Source organism: Streptomyces sp. NPDC001868 (assembly GCF_040297125.1).
GTDB lineage: Bacteria > Actinomycetota > Actinomycetes > Streptomycetales > Streptomycetaceae > Streptomyces.
The window spans coordinates 32,067-51,979 of record NZ_JBEOYO010000062.1; the positions used below are offsets into that span (position 1 = coordinate 32,067).

Annotated in this window: 17 protein-coding genes; 12 read left to right on the forward strand and 5 right to left on the reverse strand. The window is 69.4% G+C overall.

Annotation, left to right across the window (positions count from 1 at the left end):
- The first annotated feature begins 20 nt into the window (after nucleotides 1–20).
- On the forward strand, nucleotides 21–2,273 hold the full coding sequence (locus ABT147_RS40410) for a serine/threonine-protein kinase (protein ID WP_351416013.1): 2,253 nt from the start codon (nucleotides 21–23) through the stop codon (nucleotides 2,271–2,273).
- A gap of 25 nt (nucleotides 2,274–2,298) precedes the next feature.
- On the opposite strand, the gene nadA is transcribed toward ABT147_RS40410, so the two are convergent.
- Nucleotides 2,299–3,483 (reverse strand): quinolinate synthase NadA, encoded by a 1,185-nt coding sequence (gene nadA / locus ABT147_RS40415; protein ID WP_351416016.1) that lies wholly within the window; start codon nucleotides 3,481–3,483, stop codon nucleotides 2,299–2,301.
- Between the two features lie 294 nt (nucleotides 3,484–3,777).
- Between nadA and ABT147_RS40420 the strand changes: the two genes are divergently transcribed.
- Complete coding sequence (locus tag ABT147_RS40420) at nucleotides 3,778–4,134, forward strand: HesB/IscA family protein (RefSeq protein WP_005478347.1); 357 nt, start codon at nucleotides 3,778–3,780, stop codon at nucleotides 4,132–4,134.
- 109 nt (nucleotides 4,135–4,243) lie between these two features.
- On the opposite strand, the gene ABT147_RS40425 is transcribed toward ABT147_RS40420, so the two are convergent.
- Nucleotides 4,244–6,133 carry a prolipoprotein diacylglyceryl transferase gene (locus ABT147_RS40425; RefSeq protein ID WP_351416018.1) on the reverse strand — a complete coding sequence of 630 codons (1,890 nt, stop codon included), beginning with the start codon at nucleotides 6,131–6,133 and terminating at the stop codon, nucleotides 4,244–4,246.
- A gap of 84 nt (nucleotides 6,134–6,217) precedes the next feature.
- Nucleotides 6,218–6,427, reverse strand: coding sequence for a hypothetical protein (locus tag ABT147_RS40430; protein WP_351416020.1), 210 nt, complete (start codon nucleotides 6,425–6,427; stop codon nucleotides 6,218–6,220).
- Nucleotides 6,428–6,563: 136 nt separating this feature from the next.
- Between ABT147_RS40430 and ABT147_RS40435 the strand changes: the two genes are divergently transcribed.
- Nucleotides 6,564–7,538, forward strand: a complete 975-nt coding sequence (locus tag ABT147_RS40435; protein WP_351416022.1) for a carbohydrate kinase family protein — start codon at nucleotides 6,564–6,566, stop codon at nucleotides 7,536–7,538.
- Between the two features lie 133 nt (nucleotides 7,539–7,671).
- On the opposite strand, the gene ABT147_RS40440 is transcribed toward ABT147_RS40435, so the two are convergent.
- The gene (locus ABT147_RS40440; RefSeq protein WP_351416024.1) at nucleotides 7,672–9,048 is read right to left on the reverse strand and encodes a cysteine desulfurase/sulfurtransferase TusA family protein; all 1,377 of its coding nucleotides are present in this window, start codon (nucleotides 9,046–9,048) and stop codon (nucleotides 7,672–7,674) included.
- Nucleotides 9,049–9,349: 301 nt separating this feature from the next.
- Here ABT147_RS40440 and ctaC point away from each other — a divergent pair, with 301 nt between their 5' ends.
- The 4 genes from ctaC (at nucleotide 9,350) to ABT147_RS40460 (ending at nucleotide 13,831) form a co-directional block, all read left to right on the forward strand.
- The gene (gene ctaC, locus ABT147_RS40445; RefSeq protein ID WP_351416026.1) at nucleotides 9,350–10,309 is read left to right on the forward strand and encodes an aa3-type cytochrome oxidase subunit II; all 960 of its coding nucleotides are present in this window, start codon (nucleotides 9,350–9,352) and stop codon (nucleotides 10,307–10,309) included.
- A complete protein-coding gene (ctaD, locus tag ABT147_RS40450) occupies nucleotides 10,306–12,045 on the forward strand; it encodes an aa3-type cytochrome oxidase subunit I (RefSeq protein WP_351416028.1) in 1,740 nt (579 codons plus the stop codon). Before ctaC ends, ctaD begins: the two co-directional genes overlap by 4 nt.
- Nucleotides 12,042–12,440 (forward strand): cytochrome c oxidase subunit 4, encoded by a 399-nt coding sequence (locus tag ABT147_RS40455; protein ID WP_326583380.1) that lies wholly within the window; start codon nucleotides 12,042–12,044, stop codon nucleotides 12,438–12,440. Before ctaD ends, ABT147_RS40455 begins: the two co-directional genes overlap by 4 nt.
- Before the next feature lie 143 nt (nucleotides 12,441–12,583).
- Nucleotides 12,584–13,831, forward strand: coding sequence for a L,D-transpeptidase (locus ABT147_RS40460; protein WP_351416030.1), 1,248 nt, complete (start codon nucleotides 12,584–12,586; stop codon nucleotides 13,829–13,831).
- Here the strand turns inward: ABT147_RS40460 and ABT147_RS40465 are convergent.
- On the reverse strand, nucleotides 13,828–14,229 hold the full coding sequence (locus ABT147_RS40465; RefSeq protein ID WP_351416032.1) for a response regulator: 402 nt from the start codon (nucleotides 14,227–14,229) through the stop codon (nucleotides 13,828–13,830). The genes ABT147_RS40460 and ABT147_RS40465 overlap by 4 nt on opposite strands.
- A gap of 144 nt (nucleotides 14,230–14,373) precedes the next feature.
- Here ABT147_RS40465 and ctaE point away from each other — a divergent pair, with 144 nt between their 5' ends.
- The 5 genes from ctaE to trpD all read left to right on the forward strand — a co-directional run bounded on the left by ctaE (nucleotide 14,374) and on the right by trpD (nucleotide 19,818).
- The gene (gene ctaE, locus ABT147_RS40470; protein WP_033528179.1) at nucleotides 14,374–14,994 is read left to right on the forward strand and encodes an aa3-type cytochrome oxidase subunit III; all 621 of its coding nucleotides are present in this window, start codon (nucleotides 14,374–14,376) and stop codon (nucleotides 14,992–14,994) included.
- A gap of 97 nt (nucleotides 14,995–15,091) precedes the next feature.
- On the forward strand, nucleotides 15,092–15,901 hold the full coding sequence (gene qcrC / locus ABT147_RS40475) for a cytochrome bc1 complex diheme cytochrome c subunit (RefSeq protein ID WP_351416034.1): 810 nt from the start codon (nucleotides 15,092–15,094) through the stop codon (nucleotides 15,899–15,901).
- Complete coding sequence (gene qcrA / locus ABT147_RS40480; protein ID WP_351416036.1) at nucleotides 15,898–16,956, forward strand: cytochrome bc1 complex Rieske iron-sulfur subunit; 1,059 nt, start codon at nucleotides 15,898–15,900, stop codon at nucleotides 16,954–16,956. Before qcrC ends, qcrA begins: the two co-directional genes overlap by 4 nt.
- Nucleotides 16,953–18,596 (forward strand): cytochrome bc1 complex cytochrome b subunit, encoded by a 1,644-nt coding sequence (gene qcrB / locus ABT147_RS40485; protein WP_351416038.1) that lies wholly within the window; start codon nucleotides 16,953–16,955, stop codon nucleotides 18,594–18,596. The genes qcrA and qcrB overlap by 4 nt, the downstream gene beginning before the upstream one ends.
- Before the next feature lie 157 nt (nucleotides 18,597–18,753).
- A complete protein-coding gene (gene trpD / locus ABT147_RS40490; RefSeq protein ID WP_351416040.1) occupies nucleotides 18,754–19,818 on the forward strand; it encodes an anthranilate phosphoribosyltransferase in 1,065 nt (354 codons plus the stop codon).
- Nucleotides 19,819–19,913 lie beyond the last annotated feature (95 nt).

Consider the following 19,913-nt stretch of genomic DNA (forward strand, 5'->3'; position numbering starts at 1 on the left):
CACGGGGGAGGGACCCGGGCTTGGCCCTGCACAGCGACGACCCGAGATCTGTCGGCGGGTACAAAGTGGTCGACCGCCTCGGAAACGGCGGTATGGGCGTCGTCTACCGGGCACGGGCCCGCTCCGGCCGCGAGGTCGCCGTGAAGGTGGTCCACTCCCAGTACGCCCAGGACCCCGTCTTCCGCACCCGGTTCCGGCAGGAGATCGAGGCCGTCCGCAAGGTCAGCGGCGCCTTCACCGCCCCTGTCGTGGACGCCGACCCGGAGGCCGTACGCCCCTGGATGGCGACCCAGTACGTGCCCGGCCGCTCGCTCGCCCAGCGCATCCACGACCGCGGCCCCCTCCGCGTCACCGAACTGCGCTCCCTGGCCCTCGGTCTGGTCGAGGCGCTGCGGGAGATCCACCGGGCCGGTGTGGTGCACCGGGACCTGAAGCCGGCCAACGTCCTGATGGCGGACGACGGCCCCCGCGTCATCGACTTCGGCATCTCCCGCGCGGCGGAGAACCTGGCCCTGACCGAGACCGGCCAGATGATCGGCACCCCGCCGTTCATGTCCCCGGAACAGCTCACCGACGCCCGTACGGCGGGCCCGGCCTCGGACGTCTTCTCACTGGGCACCCTCCTGGTGTACGCCCTCACCGGGCGGGGCCCCTTCGACGCGGACAGCCCCTATCTGACGGCCTACCGGGTCATCCACGACGAGCCCTTGCTGGACGGGGTGGACGGGCCGTTGCGCGCCGTACTGGAACGCTGTCTGGCCAAGGAGGCCGCCGACCGCCCCGGACTCGACGAACTGGCCCAGGAGTTCGCGGCCGTCCTGCCGGAACCGGAGCCGGGCGAGCTGCTGCCGCCGACGCCGCGCACGGACACCCAGGACATCGCGACGGAGCCCCGCCCGGGCCCCGCGGCGGACCCCGGACCGGCCCCGTGGCCCGCCCGACGGCGCAGGGTCCGGCCACTGCTCGCCGCGACCGGCACCGTGGGCGCGCTGGTCCTCGGGCTGACCGCCTATCTGCTGGGGCCGGGCGGCGTGGACACGACCGACGCGGCGGCACCGAAGCCGTCCCCGACCTCCCGCTGGGCGGCGCCGCCCAGCGGCTGGAAGCCCTGGCAGACGACGGTGTTCGCGAAGGCGTCGGCCGGTACCCGCGAGCCGCTGCCCGCGAAGAACGGCCCCGACGGCGGCGCCCCCTCCTGCCAGGCGCACGGAGACGCGGTCTACTGCGGGGGCGAGGGAGTCCTCCCCATTCGTGTCGACAGCAGGACCGGGAAGACCGTCTGGCGGGCCGACCTCGCACCGGCCGACCACCAGCGGGACGGGTACTACGCCTCGGTCGTCGGTGTCCGGGACGGCATCGTCCTCGTACGGCAGACCGTCTTCAGCGGCGAACCCGTGGTGGACCCGATCGATCTCGTCGCCCTCGACGCGGACACCGGGAAGCGGCTGTGGACCCACCGGGTGGACACCACCGCGATGGACCCGGCCCTGACCGGCGACCTCGTCCTCACCCCCGAACCCGACGGCGTGACGGTCACGGCCCGTTCACCGCGCACGGGAGCCGAGCGCTGGTCCCTGCCGATGCCCGCCGGCCACCACTGCACGTTCACCACGGCCGGAGCGGGCACCTACGCGCACTGCAGGCCGGTGACCCGGGACGCCAAGGCGGCGAACTCCGAATCCCGGGTCCTGATCGTGGACCGCGCCGACGGCTCCGCCAGGACCGTGAAAGTGCCGCTGTACAGCGACCTCCTCGGCGTGAAGCAGGGAGACCTGGTCCTGGTCGGGGAGGACACCGAGGACACCGACGCGTCCCTCGGCAGCGACCCGACGTACGACACGATCCTGCTCCTGGACCTGGAGACCGGGAACCGGGTGACGACCAAGCCGGGCGAGAACGGGCGGGGCCGGGCGGCCCTGACGGGCGGCGTGCTGGTGTTCACCCGGTCCGGCGGCCAGGTGACCGCCGTGTCCCCGCACACGGGCGAGTTGCTGTGGCGGACCAGGACCAGTCTGGAACGGCCGGGCCCGCCCGGGTACGACGCCGCGGCGGACACCGTCTACCTGGCCAGCGCCACCGGCCGGGTCGCGGCGCTCGACAGGCTCAAGGGCACCCTGCTGTGGGAGACGCTGCCCCGTGCCACGCCGACCTGGTCCGTCCAGGGCGCTCCCTGGGCGCTGCCCCACGAGGGAGCGCTGTTCGTGGCCGTCTCCGACGGCACCCTCTTCTCCCTCGACCCCGCTCACCCCGACCGGGAGCCCGTGTCGGGGTGAGCGCGCGCGGTACGAGGGCCCCGGGCTACGGCAGGGCCAGCATCCGCTCAAGGGCCAGCTTCGCGAACGCCTCCGTCTCCTTGTCGACCTCGATGCGGTTGACGAGGGTGCCCTCGGCCAGGGACTCCAGGGTCCAGACGAGGTGGGGGAGGTCGATGCGGTTCATGGTCGAGCAGAAGCAGACCGTGCGGTCGAGGAACACGACCTCCTTGCCCTCGGGCGCGAAACGGTTCGCCAGCCGCCGGACGAGGTTCAGCTCGGTGCCGATGGCCCACTTGGAACCGGCGGGGGCCGCCTCCAGGGCCTTGATGATGTACTCGGTCGACCCGACGTAGTCCGCCGCCGCCACGACCTCGTTCTTGCACTCGGGGTGCACGAGGACGTTCACGCCCGGGATCCGCTCCCGTACGTCGTTCACGGACTGCACGCTGAAACGGCCGTGCACCGAGCAGTGGCCGCGCCACAGGATCATCTTCGCGGCCCGCAGCTGCTCGACCGTGAGGCCGCCGCCCGGCTTGTGCGGGTTGTAGACGACACAGTCGTCGAGCGACATGCCCATGTCCCGCACGGCCGTGTTGCGCCCCAGGTGCTGGTCGGGGAGGAACAGGACCTTCTCGCCCTGCTCGAAGGCCCAGTCCAGGGCCCGCTTCGCGTTCGACGAGGTGCAGATCGTGCCGCCGTGCTTGCCGGTGAAGGCCTTGATGTCGGCGGAGGAGTTCATGTACGAGACGGGCACGACCTGCTCGGTTATCCCGGCCTCGGTCAGCACGTCCCAGCACTCGGCGACCTGCTCGGCGGTGGCCATGTCGGCCATGGAGCACCCGGCGGCCAGGTCCGGCAGCACGACCTTCTGGTCGTCGCCGGTGAGGATGTCCGCCGACTCGGCCATGAAGTGCACACCGCAGAACACGATGTACTCGGCCTCGGGCCGCGCCGCCGCGTCCCGGGCCAGCTTGAACGAGTCGCCCGTGACGTCCGCGAACTGGATGACCTCGTCGCGCTGGTAGTGGTGGCCCAGCACGAAGACCTTGTCCCCGAGCTTCTCCTTGGCCGCGCGGGCACGCTCCACCAGGTCGGGGTCGGACGGGGAGGGGAGGTCGCCCGGGCACTCGACACCCCGCTCGCTCCTCGGGTCGGCCTCGCGGCCGAGCAGCAGCAGGGCGAGGGGCGTCGGCTGTACGTCGAGCTCCTGGGTTTGGGCGGTGGTCACGGCACGCACCCTTTCTGTTCTGCGGCTCGCCGCCCGGGGGAGGGTCGGCGGGACATTCGGGCGATCCTTTTCGTCGAAATGACGCTATCTATCATAACCGCTTCACGTCACGTTGACGATGCCCATAGCGTCGATGTGACATGAATCCCGGCGGCGACTTGGGCCGGGTTCCACCGGCCATGTGCGAGCATGAAGAGAGACGCGCACGAATTCCGCGCGGCCCGGAATGAATCCGGGACTCCGGCGGTTGCAATCGTCGGCAAGCAGTCTCCGTACAACCCGGGAGAGATGTAGATGTCCGTATCGGACGAGACCGGCACCGTCACCGACGGCATCATCGTGACCGACGCCGCCGCGGCCAAGGTCAAGGCCCTGCTCGACCAGGAAGGCCGTGACGACCTGGCGCTGCGCGTCGCCGTTCAGCCCGGCGGCTGCTCCGGCCTGCGCTACCAGCTCTTCTTCGACGAGCGCTCGCTCGACGGCGATGTCGTGAAGGACTTCGACGGCGTGAAGGTCATCACCGACCGCATGAGCGCCCCGTACCTGGGCGGCGCGACCATCGACTTCGTCGACACCATCGAGAAGCAGGGCTTCACCATCGACAACCCCAACGCGACGGGCTCCTGCGCCTGCGGCGACTCCTTCAGCTGAGTCCCCACGCCCAGGTCGTCCGCGTACGGGCGACACAGAGGTACGACGAAGGCGGCGTCCCCCTCCGACGGGGACGCCGCCTTCGTCTGTTCGCTCGCCGTGCCGCCGGCTACCGGGGCTTCAGCTCCGCGCTCCCGCCCTTCGGGATCGCCTCGCCGTCCGACCCGACCACCTCCCGGTCACCGAGCGGCCCGTCCAGCTGCACCGTCCGCTCCACCGCCTTGGCGATCAGGACGCAGAACTTGCCCTCCCACGGGGTGTCGGTCACGGTGACCGTCACCTTCTTCGACCCCTCGACCACCGAGGCCGAGTAGTCGCTGCACACCCCGCCCCAGAAGGTCACGGTCAATTTGTCGCCGTCGACCTCGTAGCCCTGGATCCGCACATCCCGCGAGGACGGACCGGTGGACGGTGTGTCACCCGGCTCGCTGGGCGTCCCGGTCGGCTCCGAGCGGGGCCCGGGAGCGGCCAGGAACTCCGGGTCGATCGCCGGATGCGTCACCGTGTAGGTGTCCTCGGCCCCCGCCGGCCGCACCTCGAACATCCAGGACGGCACCAGCGCCGGCCGTCCGTCCACCGAGTGCGAGGCGAGCCCGAACACCGCGTCCACGACGGCGACCGCCTCCGGCTTCAGCGACGCGTCCGCCCGCTCGCACGGCGTCTCGTCCGCCGAGACCGTCCCACTCTCACCGACCGCCCCGGTCTCGCCCTCCAGCGGTACGGGACCCGTGCAGCCGCCGATGCCGCCGCGCTCGGCGCCGACACCCTGACCGGACTTGTTCAGCAGCTCCAGCGCCCGTTCGGCGTCCACCACGGGATACGTATCGCTCTTCACCGGCTGCTTCAGATTGCCGCTGCCGCCGACCACCTGGCCGTCGGCGCCGATCTGGACACCGGTCGACCAGCCGTACGTGGGCAGCCCGCCGACCTCGGGGTCGGCGTTCACCACCCGTACGGCGCCCATGAGCTGGGTGGCGTCGAGCTTGGCGTCGTCCTGGCCGACGGCCTTGAGGACGGGCGCCGCCGCCTTCTTCGCCGCCGCCTCGCTCACCGGGTCGCCGCCCTCGGCCGTGCCGGACGCGCAGACGTTCACCTTCTGGCAGTTGTCGGTGCCCGGCGTGTACCGGTTGAACGTCCAGGTCCCGGGCGCCTGCCGGTTCACCCGGAGCACCGGGCCCGAACCGTCCCCGGCCGCCCCCACCTGCCAGGCCTCGCTCTCGGCCACCGGCTTGCCCGCCACCCCGAGGGCCTTCGCGAGCCGCGCCACGTCTGCGGCCGTCACTACGCCCTCGACCGGGTGGACGGGGGCGGAGGCGGGGCCGTCGGGCAGCTCGCCGTCCGCGCGATAGGTCACCCCGCCGGGGGCGGGTTCACCGGGCGCGATGCCGTTCGAACCGCCGCCGTCGGTGTAGCCGTCGAGCGCGAGCGGCGGGGGAGTGCCGTCACCGCCGGGCGCGGCGGAACCGCCACCGTCGCCCCCGCGGGAGGCGTTGGAGGCGAGGAAGGCCCCACCGCCCCCGACCAGCAGCACCGCGGCGGCGACGGAGGCCACGGCCACCCGGGAACGCCGCCGACGCGGGCGCCCGGCCTCGCCGACCTCACCGTCCGTGCCCACGACCGGATCGTGCGCGTCACGCTCCGCCGACGCGGGTTCGGCGACCTCACCGGCCGAATCGACCTTGCCGGCCGATGCGGCCTCGCCCGACTCTTCGGCGTGAGCCGACTCCACCGCGCCGGCCCGCTTGACCTCGTCGGCCTGCTCGACCGCGCCCGTCGTCTCGACCTCGTCGGTCGTATCGGCCGCGCCCGTGGTACCGGCCGAGTCGGGGCTGTCGGCCGTGTCCGTGGTACCGGCCGAGTCGGGGCTGTCGGCCGTGTCCGTGGTACCGGCCGAGTCGGCCTCGGTGACGTCATCCCCGGCAGCCCTGATCTCCTCGGTGGCGTCGGGCTCGGGGCCCTCGTCCGGGTTCTCGGGGTTGTCGGGTCGCTCGGGGTTCACCGCATCGCTCCTTCGGCAGGTCGTACACCGCATCCCCTATACGGGGGACAGCGATGGGACGCGGCGGAGGAGCCGACGGTTCCCTCAGTCGCCGTACTCCGGCATCGCGTCCACCAGCCGCGCGGACGTCGCGGGCACCGTCACCCCGTGAATGAGCGAAGGGGACACCGGAGCCGTACTGACCTTCGCGGGGGCCGCCCAGTGCGGAGCCATCCGGCCGGCCTCGCCGCGCAACGCCGCCAGGCCGCCGTCCGGGTCGAACGGAACGGTGCCGTGGATCTTGGGGTTCGTCATAACCGCACCGTACGCACCACGAAGCCCGCGAAGAAAGACCTACTATCGGGTAGTTTTGCCTGCTTCAGAGCACGTGGGCGACCAGATAGCGTGAACTGTCATTCCCCTCTTCCCTTCGCAGGAGCGTGTCCTCGCCGTGCGTATCGCAGTCTCCGGCTCCATCGCCACCGACCATCTGATGACCTTCCCGGGCCGCTTCGCCGACCAACTCGTCGCGGACCAACTGCACACGGTCTCCCTCTCCTTCCTCGTCGACCAGCTCGACGTACGCCGGGGCGGTGTCGGCGCGAACATCGCGTTCGGCATGGGACAGCTCGGCACCCGCCCGATCCTGGTCGGCGCGGCGGGCTCCGACTTCCACGAGTACCGCGACTGGCTCGACCGGCACGGGGTGGACACCACCCACGTGCGTATCTCCGAGACGCTGCACACGGCCCGCTTCGTGTGCACCACGGACGCCGACCACAACCAGATCGGCTCCTTCTACACCGGCGCGATGAGCGAGGCACGCCTCATCGAGCTGAAGACCGTCGCCGACCGCGTCGGCGGCCTCGACCTCGTCCTCATCGGCGCGGACGACCCGGAGGGGATGCTCCGCCACACGGAGGAGTGCCGCTCGCGGGGCATCCCGTTCGGCGCGGACTTCTCCCAGCAGATCGCCCGTATGGACGGGGACGAGATCCGGATACTGCTGGACGGCGCGACCTACCTCTTCTCCAACGAGTACGAGAAGGGCCTCATCGAGTCCAAGACCGGCTGGTCCGACGAGGAGATCCTCGGGCGGGTCGGCCACCGGGTCACCACCCTCGGCGCGCAGGGCGTACGCATCGAGCGCGCCGGTCACGACCCGATCGAGGTCGGCTGTCCGGAGGAGGAGCGGAAAGTCGAGCCCACGGGCGTCGGCGACGCGTTCCGCGCGGGGTTCCTCTCGGGGCTGGTCTGGGGTGTCTCGCTGGAGCGGGCGGCGCAGGTCGGCTGCATGCTCGCGACGCTGGTCATCGAGACGGTGGGCACGCAGGAGTACCGGCTGCGGCGGGCGAACTTCATGGACCGGTTCGAGAAGGCGTACGGGGACGAGGCGGCGGCAGAGGTGAAGAAGCACCTGAGCTGAGGCGGGCCGCGCGACCAATGGGTTGCCGGGAGCGGTGCGTTGTCGGTCGCGGGTCGGATGTGGCTGGTCGCGCGGTTCCCCGCGCCCCTGAGGAGAGGCCTTCGGCCTCGGCTTCAGGGGCGCGGGTCGCCCGCTAGCTCACCCTGCGCACCACGTACGCCGAACCCCGCTCCGCCGGCTCCTCGCCCACGTACTCCTGGCCCCGCATCTCGCACCACGCCGGGATGTCCAGGCGGGCGGCCTCGTCGTCGGAGAGGACGCGGACCGTGCCGCCGAGCGGGACGTCGCCGATGACCTTGGCCAGCTCGATGACGGGGATCGGGCAGCGCTTGCCGAGGGCGTCGACGACGAGGACGTCCTCGCGCACGACGGTGGCGGGGATCGGCGCCCCCAGCTTCTCCCGGACCGCCGCGACCGCCCCCGGCAGCACCGACAGGAACCGCTCGACGTCCTCCTCCGCCGCCCCCATCGGCAGGGACACCCGCACGTTCCCCTCGCTGAGCACCCCCATGGCCCTCAGGACATGGCTCGGCGTCAGGGTGCTGCTCGTGCACGACGATCCCGAGGAGACGGAGAAGCCCTCGCGGTCCAGCTCGTGCAGCAATGTCTCCCCGTCGACATAGAGACAGGAGAAGGTGACCACCCCGGGCAGCCGGCGCTCCGGGTCGCCCACCACCTCCACATCGGGCACCAGCGACGGCACCCGCGCCCGGATCCGCTCCGTCAACTCCCGCAGCCGTACCGCCTCGGCGTCGGCCTCAGCCCGTACGGCCCGCAGCGAGGCGGCGGCCGCCACGATCGCCGGGATGTTCTCGAACCCGGCGGCCCGCCCCGACTCCCGCTCGTCGGCGGGCCCTTGCGCCGCGAACCGCACCCCCTTGCGCACGGCGAGCAGTCCGACCCCGGACGGACCACCCCATTTATGGGCACTGGCGGTCAACACCGACCAGTCCCCGTCCACCCGCCCCCACCCGAGCGACTGCGCCGCGTCCACCAGCAACGGCACCCCGGCCGCCCGGCACACCTCCGCCACCTCGGCCACCGGCTGTTCGGTGCCCACCTCGTGGTTGGCCGACTGCAGACACGCGAGCGCGGTGTCCTCCCGCAGGGCCTCGGCGTACGAGGAGGCCGCCACCGATCCCGTACGGGCCACCGCCACCCGGGTCACCGTCCCCCCGTCGGCCTCGTACGCGTCCGCAGCATGCAGCACCGAAGAGTGTTCGACCGCCGACACGATCAGGTGACGCCCCACCCGCCGCCGCCCGGCCAGCACCCCCGCGACCCCGGAGTGCACGGCCCGCGTCCCCGACGAGGTGAAGACCAGCTCGTCCGGACGGCACCCCACGGCCTCGGCGGCGGCCTCCCGCGCCGCGTCCAGCAACAACCGGGCCCGCCGCCCCTCCCGATACAACCGCGCTGGATCGGCCCACCCTTCGTCCAGCGAAGCCACCAGCGCCTGCCGGGCAACGGGATGAAGGGGAGCGGAGGATGCAGAGTCGAAGTACGCCACACCTCCACGCTATAAGCAGGGGTGCCCCGAAGGGGCGCGGGGAACTGCGCGAGAAACCACAAACAGCGCGCACCCGCCAAACCACCCGAACTCCCGAGCTATTAGGCGCACCCGGCACCCCGAACAGCCACCAGAAGTGACCCCCGGCGAGTTGGGCCCCCCTCCCCGCGCGACCCCAAATCGCGTCCAGTAGGGTTTGGTCCGCATAAACATCCAAACCCCTGCCCGACGCAGGGCGGCGACCGACCAGCGAGAAGGCCGCAGCCATACCGCGCGGGCGAGACTCTCGGGAAGGCGCTACGTGAGTCCCAACGGCTCCGACCGCTCGCCGCGGCGCCCGATGCGGCGGAAGCTGCTGCAGGCAATGACCGCAGGCCTGGTCCTGGCGACGGCCACCGGTTGCACATGGGAGGACTTCCCCCGCCTGGGTATGCCCACCCCGACCACGGAAGAGGCTCCGCGGATCCTCTCCCTGTGGCAGGGGTCGTGGGCGGCCGCGCTCGCCACGGGCGTGCTGGTGTGGGGCCTGATCCTGTGGAGTGCTTTCTTCCACCGGCGCAGCCGCACCAAGGTCGAAGTTCCCCCACAGACCCGGTACAACATGCCCATCGAGGCGCTGTACACGGTCGTCCCGCTGATCATCGTCTCGGTGCTCTTCTACTTCACCGCCCGCGACGAGTCGAAGCTGCTCGACACGTCGAAGAAGCCCGACCTCACGGTCAACGTGGTCGGCTTCCAGTGGAGCTGGTGCTTCAACTACATCGAGAACGTCGACGGCTCGACCGGTGACGCGAAGACCGACGAGAACCTGGACGCGATTCCGACCAAGTGGAAGAAGCAGTTCCCGGACAACGCGGGCGGCGTGTACACCTGCGGCACCCCCGGTGACAAGAACCCGCAGACCGGCAACCCCGGCCCGACCCTCTGGCTGCCGGAAGGCAAGACGGTCCGCTTCGTCCTCACCTCGCGTGACGTCATCCACTCCTTCTGGGTGGTGCCGTTCCTGATGAAGCAGGACGTCATCCCGGGCCACACCAACGTGTTCCAGGTGACGCCCAACCAGGAGGGCACCTTCCTCGGCAAGTGCGCCGAGCTGTGCGGCGTCGACCACTCCCGGATGCTCTTCAACGTGAAGGTCGTCTCCCAGGAGCGGTACGAGCAGCACCTCAAGGAGCTGGCCGAGAAGGGTCAGACGGGTTACGTCCCGGCGGGCATCGAGCAGACGCAGCACGAGAAGGACCGGGAGGTGAACCAGCTGTGAGCATCATCAACGAACCTCAGGGTGCTGCCGCCGCCGAAGGCTCGTACGAAGACGAGCTGCCGGTACGGCGCAAGCAGCCCGGTAGCGTCGTGGTGAAGTGGCTGACCACCACCGACCACAAGACGATCGGCACGCTGTACCTGGTCACGTCGTTCGCGTTCTTCTGCATCGGCGGCGTCATGGCGCTCTTCATGCGCGCCGAGCTCGCCCGCCCGGGTACGCAGATCATGTCGAACGAGCAGTTCAACCAGGCGTTCACGATGCACGGCACGATCATGCTGCTGATGTTCGCGACGCCGCTGTTCGCCGGATTCGCCAACTGGATCATGCCGCTGCAGATCGGCGCGCCCGACGTGGCGTTCCCGCGGCTGAACATGTTCGCGTACTGGCTGTACCTCTTCGGTTCGCTCATCGCGGTCGGTGGCTTCCTCACCCCGCAGGGCGCGGCCGACTTCGGCTGGTTCGCCTACAGCCCGCTGTCGGACGCGGTCCGCAGCCCGGGCATCGGCGCCGACATGTGGATCATGGGTCTGGCCTTCTCCGGCTTCGGCACGATCCTCGGCTCGGTCAACTTCATCACCACGATCATCTGCATGCGCGCACCCGGCATGACCATGTTCCGCATGCCGATCTTCGTGTGGAACGTGCTGCTGACCGGTGTCCTGGTCCTGCTGGCCTTCCCGGTCCTCGCGGCCGCGCTGTTCGCCCTGGAGGCGGACCGCAAGTTCGGCGCCCATGTCTTCGACGCGTCCAACGGCGGCGCGCTGCTCTGGCAACACCTCTTCTGGTTCTTCGGCCATCCAGAGGTGTACATCATCGCCCTGCCGTTCTTCGGCATCATCTCCGAGGTCATCCCGGTCTTCTCCCGCAAGCCGATGTTCGGCTACATGGGCCTGATCGGCGCGACCATCGCGATCGCCGGTCTCTCCGTGACGGTGTGGGCGCACCACATGTACGTCACCGGAGGCGTGCTCCTACCGTTCTTCTCCTTCATGACGTTCCTCATCGCCGTACCGACCGGCGTGAAGTTCTTCAACTGGATCGGAACGATGTGGAAGGGCTCGCTGTCCTTCGAGACACCGATGCTCTGGGCCACGGGCTTCCTGATCACCTTCACCTTCGGTGGTCTGACCGGTGTCATCCTGGCCTCGCCCCCGATGGACTTCCACGTCTCTGACTCGTACTTCGTGGTGGCGCACTTCCACTACGTGGTGTTCGGCACCGTCGTCTTCGCGATGTTCTCCGGCTTCCACTTCTGGTGGCCGAAGATGACGGGCAAGATGCTCGACGAGCGCCTCGGCAAGATCACCTTCTGGACGCTGTTCATCGGCTTCCACGGCACGTTCCTCGTCCAGCACTGGCTGGGCGCGGAGGGCATGCCGCGCCGGTACGCGGACTATCTCGCGGCCGACGGCTTCACCGCCCTGAACACGATCTCCACGATCGCCTCGTTCGTGCTCGGCCTGTCGATCCTCCCGTTCCTCTACAACGTGTGGAAGACGGCGAAGTACGGCAAGAAGGTCGAGGTCGACGACCCGTGGGGCTACGGCCGTTCGCTGGAGTGGGCGACCTCCTGCCCGCCGCCGCGGCACAACTTCCTCACCCTGCCGCGGATCCGCAGTGAATCCCCGGCGTTCGACCTGCACCACCCGGAGATCGCCGCGCTCGAACAGCTCGCGCACGGCGGCCCGGCGGCCAACGAGCTCGCGACCAGCGGCAAGGAGGCCGGCAAGTGAAGGTCCAAGGCAAGATGTTCATCTGGCTGAGCGTCTTCGTCCTCGCCATGGCGATCGTCTACGGCGTCTGGTCGAAGGAGCCGGCCGGTACCACCGCGCTCTTCCTGGCCTTCGGCCTGTGCATCATGGTCGGCTACTACCTGGCCTTCACGGCCCGGCGGGTCGACGTGGGCGCACAGGACGACAAGGAGGCCGACGTCGCGGACGACGCCGGTGAGCTGGGCTTCTTCAGCCCGCACAGCTGGCAGCCCCTCGCCCTGGGCGTGGGCGGCGCGCTCGCCTTCATGGGCGTCGTCTTCGGCTGGTGGCTGCTGTACTTCTCCGCCCCGATCCTGCTGATCGGTCTGTGGGGCTGGGTCTTCGAGTACTACCGCGGCGAGAACCAGAACCAGTAGCACGCGCCGATAGCACGCACAGCGCGCACGGAAGCCCGGACACTCCGACAGGAGGTCCGGGCTTCCCCCTTTCGCCACACCGTACGTAGCCCGGTCGGCTCACCCGGCGCGCCGCGCCCCACGCGCGTTCCTAGGTTGAACCCATGAGCAACTCACCCCGTAACCGCACGGTCGTCGGCAGCACCCTGCTGGTGGTCTCCCTGGGAGCGGGCGTCGCCGCCTGCGGTTCCGGTGGCCACCCGCTCTCGGGAACGCCCTACGACGCGGCCGACCACGTCTCCTTCAACACCCCGAGCGGGGACGGCGAGAAGGCCGACCCCGACAAGCCGCTGGAAGTCACCGCCGAGGACGACGGACGCATCACCGACGTCACCGCCGTGGACGCCGCAGGACGGTTCGTGGCGGGCGAACTCTCCGCCGACGGCACCAGCTGGCACTCCACCTCACCGCTCGCCGCCAACGCCCGCTACACGGTCCGGGTGAGCACCGAGGACGAGGACGGCGCCCCCGGCCGCGAGACCCTCGCCTTCGACACCGGCCGCCCCCTCACCAAGAAGCGCCTCGACGTCACCTTCGGCCCCGAGGAGGGCAGATACGGCGTCGGGCAGCCCGTCACCGCCGAACTGAGCCGGCCGGTCAAGGACAAGGCCTCCCGCGCCGTCGTCGAGCGGGCCCTCAAGGTGGACTCCACCCCCGCCGCGGAAGGCGCCTGGCACTGGGTGGACGACAAGAAGCTCCACTACCGCCCCAAGGACTACTGGCCCGCCGACGCCACCATCCGCGTGCACAGCAACCTGGAGGGCCTGAAGATAGGCGACCGGCTCTGGGGCGGGAAGGCCGAGCCCATCGAGCTGACGACCGGCGCCAAGATAGTCGCCGTCACGGACGCCGCCTCGCACCAGATGACCGTCTACAAGAACGACGAGGTCGTCAAGCAGATACCGGTCACCACCGGCAGGCCCGGCTACGACACCCGCAACGGGGTCAAGGTGGTGCTGGCCAAGGAAGGCACCGTTCGTATGACCAGCGCCAGCATAGGCGCGTCCGACTTCTACGACCTGACCGTCCACCACTCCGTCAGGGTCACCAACAGCGGCGAGTACGTCCACGCCGCCCCCTGGTCCACCGGCTCCCAGGGATACGCCAACGTCAGCCACGGCTGCACCGGCATGAGCACCGGCAACGCCCAGTGGTTCTACGACACCATCAACGAGGGCGACATCGTCCAGGTCGTCAACTCGGGCGGCGACACCATGGCCCCCTTCGGCAACGGCTACGGCGACTGGAACCTCGACTGGAAGAACTGGCGCGAGGGCAGCGCCCTGGTCGGCGGCACCGAGGAAGTACCGGGGCCCCAGGTACAGGCTCGCCTGAGGCCGGAGTCGGTCTAGGCGCTCAGCGCCCGCTTGCTACGGAGCAGGGAAGCCAGGGCCGCCGCGAACTCCACCGGCTCCACCGGCAGGGTCACCGCCGCGTCCGCCCGGCTCCATGTCGCAAGCCACGCGTCCTGCGGCCGCCCGATCAGCACCAGCACCGGCGGGCACTCGAAGATCTCGTCCTTGATCTGGCGGCACACCCCCATGCCCCCCATGGGCACGGCCTCGCCGTCGAGGACACAGACATCGATCCCGCCCTTGTCCAACTCCTTGATGACGGCGGCCGGAGTGGCGCACTCCAGGAACTCCACCTGAGGAACATCCGGTGCCGGACGGCGCCCCGTCGCCAACCGAACTTGTTCGCGGGTGTTGGAGTCGTCGCTGTAGACCAGCACCGTGGCGGTCGGCTGCATTGTTCCTCCGTGACGTCAGCGTCTTAAGGACAGGCCCGATGCGCGGATGCTACTCCTCCGAACCCCACGTCAGCACCGGTACGGAAGGGAGCAACACTCCGAACGGCACCCCCCGGAGTGAGGGCGGGATAAGCGACCGACATAATGTCGGTCGTGGCGACAGCAACGACAGTAGAAACCGGGCACGCGCACCCGTCGGTCAACCGGCCGAACCTCACCAGCGTCGGAACCATCATCTGGTTGAGTTCCGAGCTGATGTTCTTCGCGGCCCTCTTCGCGATGTACTTCACCCTGCGATCGGTGACCGGCCCCGAGTTCTGGTCGGAGAAGGCCGACACCCTGAACTTCCCGTTCTCGGCGACCAACACCACCATCCTGGTGCTCTCCTCCCTCACCTGCCAGCTCGGCGTGTTCGCCGCCGAGCGCGGGGACGTGAAGAAGCTCCGGATGTGGTTCATCGTCACGTTCGTGATGGGTGCGATCTTCATCGGCGGCCAGGTCTTCGAGTACACCGAGCTGGTCAAGCACGAGGGCCTCTCGCTCTCGTCGGACCCGTACGGCTCGGTGTTCTATCTGACCACCGGCTTCCACGGCCTGCACGTGACAGGCGGTCTCATCGCCTTCCTGCTGGTCCTCGGACGCACCTACGCGGCCAAGAGGTTCACCCACGAGCAGGCGACCGCGGCCATCGTCGTGTCCTACTACTGGCACTTCGTCGATGTCGTCTGGATCGGCCTCTTCGCCACGATCTACATGATCAAGTAGATCGGGCGGCCGAGCAGGGCGGACGTACGCCTGCCTCGCACCGAGAACCACCCTTCCAGAAGCACCGACGCAGAAGATCCTGACACCGGGGTAATCCGTGAAAAAGCTCTCCGCACGACGACGCCATCCGCTGGCGGCGCTCGTCGTCCTACTCATCGCGCTGGCGGCCACCGGGGGGCTGTACACCGCTTTCGCGCCCGCGGAAAAGGCGCAGGCCGATGAAACCGCCCAGACCCTCACCATCGAGGAGGGCAAGAAGCTCTACGCCGTAGGCTGCGCCAGCTGCCACGGCACCGGCGGTCAGGGCACCACCGACGGTCCGCCTCTGACGGGTGTGGGCGCGGCAGCCGTCGACTTCCAGGTCGGCACCGGCCGTATGCCGGCCCAGCAGCCGGGCGCGCAGGTCCCGAAGAAGAAGGTCATCTACTCGCAGGCCGAGATCGACCAGCTCGCGGCGTACATCGCCTCGCTGGGCGCCGGCCCGGAGATCCCGACCGAGAACGAGTACAACCCCGAGGGCGCGGACATCGCCGAGGGCGGCGAGCTGTTCCGGACGAACTGCGCTCAGTGCCACAACTTCACCGGCAAGGGCGGTGCGCTGTCCGAGGGCAAGTACGCGCCGAGCCTTGAGGGTGTCGACCCGAAGCACATCTACGAGGCCATGCAGACCGGCCCGCAGAACATGCCGTCCTTCCCCGACACCACGCTGTCGGAGGAGAACAAGAAGGACATCATCGCGTACCTCGACGCGGTCAACAGCGACGACACCGTGGAGCCCGGTGGCCTCAGCCTCGGCGGACTCGGCCCGGTCAGCGAAGGCCTCTTCGGCTGGGTGTTCGGGCTCGGCACGCTGATCGCCGTCGCCGTGTGGGTCGCCGCTCGGACCGCAAAGGCCAAGAAGTCATGAGTAGCCAAGAGATTCCAGAAGAGAACCTGCCCACCGAGCAGGAAGACGCCCACGGTGCGGTGAAGGTCGCGGACGAGAAGAACCCCTTCGCGGACCCCGGCCTCCCGCCCCACGAGCACCGTGTCCAGGACATCGACGAGCGGGCCGCGAAGCGGTCCGAGCGCACGGTCGCCCTGCTGTTCACGGTGTCGATGCTGGCCACCGTCGCCTTCATCGCCTCGTACCTGGTGATCGACGTCGACAAGGCGGTCTACATCTGGCCGATCGGTCACATCAGCGCGCTGAACTTCGCGCTGGGTATGACGCTGGGCCTGTCGCTGTTCTGCATCGGCGCCGGCGCGGTCCACTGGGCCCGCACGCTGATGTCGGACGTCGAGGTCGCCGACGAGCGTCACCCGATCGAGGCCGCGCCCGAGGTCAAGGCCAAGGTCCTGGCCGACTTCAAGGCCGGCGCCGAGGAGTCGGTGATCGGCCGTCGCAAGCTGATCCGCACCACGATGTTCGGCGCGCTGGCCCTGTTCCCGCTCTCCGGTGTCTTCCTGCTCGGCGGCCTCGGCCCCGCGCCCGGCACCAAGCTGCGCCACACCACCTGGGCCAAGGGCAAGAAGCTCGTCAACATGAACACCAACGAGCCGCTGCGTCCCTCGGACGTCGCGGTCGGGTCGCTGACCTTCGCCATGCCGGACGGCCTGAGCGAGCACGACCACGACTTCCAGAAGAACATCGCCAAGGACGCCCTGATGATCGTCCGGATCCAGCCGGACGACATCAAGGACAAGCGCGAGCTGGAGTGGTCCCACGAGGGCATCGTGGCGTTCTCGAAGATCTGCACCCACGTGGGCTGCCCGATCTCCCTGTACGAGCAGCAGACGCACCACGTGCTCTGCCCCTGCCACCAGTCCACCTTCGACCTCGCCGACGGCGGCCGGGTCATCTTCGGCCCCGCGGGTCACGCTCTTCCGCAGCTGAGGATCACCGTCGGTGAAGACGGCTACCTCCAAGCGGTCGGCGACTTCGAAGAGCCCGTCGGTCCTGCCTTCTGGGAGCGCGGATGAGTACTACGCCCACCACCACCGGCGCGCGCGACAAGCGCGACAAGGCACCGGCCGGCGAGCGCGTCGCCGACTGGGCCGACGGCCGGCTCGGGATCTACTCCCTGGCCAAGGCCAACATGCGCAAGATCTTCCCCGACCACTGGTCGTTCATGCTGGGTGAGATCTGCCTGTACAGCTTCATCATCATCATCCTCACGGGTGTGTACCTGACGCTGTTCTTCCACCCGTCGATGAACGAGGTGGAGTACCACGGCAGCTACGTCCCGCTGCAGGGACAGCTGATGTCCGAGGCGTTCAACTCGACCATGCACATCTCCTTCGAGGTGCGCGGTGGTCTGCTGATCCGGCAGATCCACCACTGGGCGGCGCTGGTCTTCCTCGCCGGCATGTTCGTGCACATGATGCGGGTGTTCTTCACGGGCGCGTTCCGCAAGCCCCGTGAGGTCAACTGGCTGTTCGGCTTCCTGCTGTTCGTCCTCGGCATGTTCACCGGCTTCACCGGTTACTCGCTCCCGGACGACCTGCTCTCCGGCACCGGTGTCCGCTTCATGGAGGGCGCGGTCCTGTCCGTGCCGATCGTCGGCACGTACCTGTCGTTCTTCCTCTTCGGCGGGGAGTTCCCGGGCGGCGACTTCGTGGCCCGCTTCTACTCGGTCCACATCCTGCTGCTGCCGGGCATCATGCTCGGCCTGCTGGTGGCGCACCTGATCCTGGTCTTCTACCACAAGCACACGCAGTTCGCGGGCCCCGGCAAGACGAACAACAACGTCGTCGGAATGCCACTGCTCCCGGTGTACATGGCGAAGGCGGGCGGCTTCTTCTTCCTGGTCTTCGGTGTCATCGCGGTCATCTCGGCGATCGCCACGATCAACCCGATCTGGACCATGGGCCCCTACCGGCCCGACCAGGTCTCCACCGGCGCCCAGCCCGACTGGTACATGGGCTTCTCCGAGGGTCTGATCCGTGTCATGCCGGGCTGGGAGGTCAACTTCTGGGGCCACACGCTCGTCCTGGGCGTGTTCATCCCGCTGGTGATCTTCCCGCTGGTCCTGGTCGCGATCGCGGTCTACCCGTTCATCGAGTCCTGGGTCACCGGCGACAAGCGCGAGCACCACATCCTGGACCGCCCGCGCAACGCCCCGACCCGTACGGCCTTCGGCGTCGCGTGGATCACCTGGTACATGGTGCTGCTGATCGGTGGTGGAAACGACCTCTGGGCGACCCACTTCCACCTGTCGATCAACTCGATCACCTGGTTCGTCCGGATCGCGTTCTTCGTGGCCCCGGTCCTCGCGTTCATCGTCACCAAGCGCATCTGCCTCGGCCTGCAGCGCCGGGACAGGGACAAGATCCTGCACGGTCGCGAGACCGGCATCATCAAGCGTCTGCCGCACGGTGAGTTCATCGAGGTCCACGAGCCGCTCAGCCAGGAGCAGCTGCACACCCTCACGGCGCACGAGCAGTACGCGCCGGCCGAGATCGGTGCCGCGGTCGACGAGAACGGTGTCGCCCGCAAGGTCACGCGCCTCACGAAGCTCCGCGCCAAGCTGAGCAAGGGCTACTACGGCGAGGACAGCCAGATCGCCAAGCCCACCGTCGAGGAGTACAAGGAGATCACCAGCGGCCACGGCCACCACTGATCGCTTCGCTTCGCCACACCACGGTCGAAGGGCCCCCGTCCGATCTTCGGACGGGGGCCCTTCGCCGTGCTCCGACCTGGATAGGGTGGGAACGCATGATTCGGTTTCCGGTCCGCGCGGCATTCCCTGCTCGCGGCTACGACACCCAGGAGCGGCTATGAGCGCTGTGACCCCCGCTGGAGGCGACACCGCGGCGGGCCGTTCCTGGCCCGCCGTGCTGAACGCGCTGCTGTCCGGGCACGACCAGGACGCCGGCGCCACGTTCTGGGCGATGGACCAGATCATGCGCGGTGAGGCGACGGACGCGCAGATCGCCGGGTTCGTGGTGGCGCTGCGGGCCAAGGGCGAGACCGTCGACGAGATCACCGGTCTCGTCGAGGCGCTCTACGAGCACGCCAATGTGATCGAGGTGGCCGGGAAGACCGTCGACATCGTCGGTACGGGCGGGGACGGCGCCAAGACGGTCAACATCTCCACGATGTCGTCGATCGTCGTCGCCGGTACGGGCGCGAAGGTCGTCAAGCACGGCAACCGGGCCGCGTCGTCGGCGTCCGGGGCGTCCGACGTACTGGAGAAGCTGGGCGTCAATCTGGAGCTGACGCCCAGGCGGGTGGCCGAGGTCGCCGAGGAGGCCGGGATCACCTTCTGCTTCGCGGTGAAGTTCCATCCGGCGCTGCGTCATGTGGCCGCCGCGCGGGGGCAGTTGGGCATCCGGACCGTCTTCAACGCGCTCGGGCCGCTGGCCAACCCGGCGAAGGTGCGCGCCCAGGCGGTCGGGGTCGCCGACCCCCGGATGGCGCCCATCATGGCCGGTGTCTTCGCCGAGCGCGGCAACTCGTCGCTGGTGTTCCGGGGCGACGACGGCCTCGACGAGCTGACGACGACGGCGACGTCCCGGGTGTGGGTCGTGCGGGACGGCAAGGTGACCGAGGAAGCCTTCGATCCGCGCGATGTGGGCCTGGAGCTGGTGCCGGTGGAGGCGCTGCGGGGGGCCGACGCCTCCTACAACGCGGATGTCGCGCGGCGGTTGCTCGGCGGGGAGACGGGGCCGGTGCGGGATGCGGTGCTGCTGAACTCGGCTGCGGCGCTGGTGGCCTTGGAGCCGACGTCCGCCTCGCTGGCGGAGCAGCTGCGGGACGGGATGGCGAAGGCGGCGGACTCGATCGACTCGGGGGCGGCGCGGCGGGCCCTTGAGCGGTGGGTCGCGGCGACGAACCGGTAGTTCTTCGAGTGCGGGTGCGTGGGGGCTGGCCGCGCAGTTCCCCGCGCCCCTAAAAGCTTCAGGCCCCTGCTTTTCAGGGGCGCGGGGAACTGCGC

Excerpts from the sequence above, each read along its gene's own strand:
- trpD (WP_351416040.1), top strand. The coding sequence starts at position 18,754 with ATGAGCGCTGTGACCCCCGCTGGAGGCGACACCGCGGCGGGCCGTTCC.
- ctaE (WP_033528179.1), top strand. The coding sequence starts at position 14,374 with ATGTCGGTCGTGGCGACAGCAACGACAGTAGAAACCGGGCACGCGCAC.
- ABT147_RS40460 (WP_351416030.1), top strand. The coding sequence starts at position 12,584 with ATGAGCAACTCACCCCGTAACCGCACGGTCGTCGGCAGCACCCTGCTG.
- ABT147_RS40430 (WP_351416020.1), bottom strand. The coding sequence starts at position 6,427 with ATGACGAACCCCAAGATCCACGGCACCGTTCCGTTCGACCCGGACGGC.
- ABT147_RS40465 (WP_351416032.1), bottom strand. The coding sequence starts at position 14,229 with ATGCAGCCGACCGCCACGGTGCTGGTCTACAGCGACGACTCCAACACC.
- qcrB (WP_351416038.1), top strand. The coding sequence starts at position 16,953 with ATGAGTACTACGCCCACCACCACCGGCGCGCGCGACAAGCGCGACAAG.
- qcrA (WP_351416036.1), top strand. The coding sequence starts at position 15,898 with ATGAGTAGCCAAGAGATTCCAGAAGAGAACCTGCCCACCGAGCAGGAA.
- ABT147_RS40420 (WP_005478347.1), top strand. The coding sequence starts at position 3,778 with ATGTCCGTATCGGACGAGACCGGCACCGTCACCGACGGCATCATCGTG.